General features: G+C 56.1%; 1 rRNA gene. It reads left to right on the top strand.

Annotated elements, in window-relative coordinates:
- Positions 1-981, top strand: a 16S ribosomal RNA gene (locus J0A90_RS18425); the annotation flags it as partial.

Below are 981 nucleotides of genomic sequence, written 5' to 3'. Positions count from 1 at the left end.
CCGTCAAGAAGGACATCACTCGCAGAAGAAGCACCGGCTAACTCCGTGCCAGCAGCCGCGGTAATACGGAGGGTGCGAGCGTTAATCGGAATTACTGGGCGTAAAGCGCGCGTAGGTGGTTTGGCACGCCGGTTGTGAAAGCCCCGGGCTCAACCTGGGAACGGCATCCGGAACGGCCAGACTAGAGTGCAGGAGAGGAAGGTAGAATTCCCGGTGTAGCGGTGAAATGCGTAGAGATCGGGAGGAATACCAGTGGCGAAGGCGGCCTTCTGGCCTGACACTGACACTGAGGTGCGAAAGCGTGGGTAGCAAACAGGATTAGATACCCTGGTAGTCCACGCCGTAAACGATGTCGACTAGCCGTTGGGACCTTTAAGGACTTAGTGGCGCAGTTAACGCGATAAGTCGACCGCCTGGGGAGTACGGCCGCAAGGTTAAAACTCAAATGAATTGACGGGGGCCCGCACAAGCGGTGGAGCATGTGGTTTAATTCGATGCAACGCGAAGAACCTTACCTACCCTTGACATCCAGAGAACTTGGCAGAGATGCCTTGGTGCCTTCGGGAACTCTGAGACAGGTGCTGCATGGCTGTCGTCAGCTCGTGTTGTGAAATGTTGGGTTAAGTCCCGTAACGAGCGCAACCCTTGTCCTTATTTGCCAGCACGTAATGGTGGGAACTCTAAGGAGACTGCCGGTGACAAACCGGAGGAAGGTGGGGACGACGTCAAGTCATCATGGCCCTTACGGGTAGGGCTACACACGTGCTACAATGGCCGGTACAAAGGGTTGCGAGACCGCGAGGTGGAGCGAATCCCAGAAAGCCGGCCTCAGTCCGGATCGGAGTCTGCAACTCGACTCCGTGAAGTCGGAATCGCTAGTAATCGTGAATCAGAATGTCACGGTGAATACGTTCCCGGGCCTTGTACACACCGCCCGTCACACCATGGGAGTGGACTGCACCAGAAGTGGTTAGCTTAACC

Source organism: Salinicola sp. DM10 (genome assembly GCF_017306975.2).
Classification (GTDB): domain Bacteria; phylum Pseudomonadota; class Gammaproteobacteria; order Pseudomonadales; family Halomonadaceae; genus Salinicola.
Note: the sequence above shows the minus strand (reverse complement) of the source record. Positions and strands in the feature narration are given on the sequence as shown.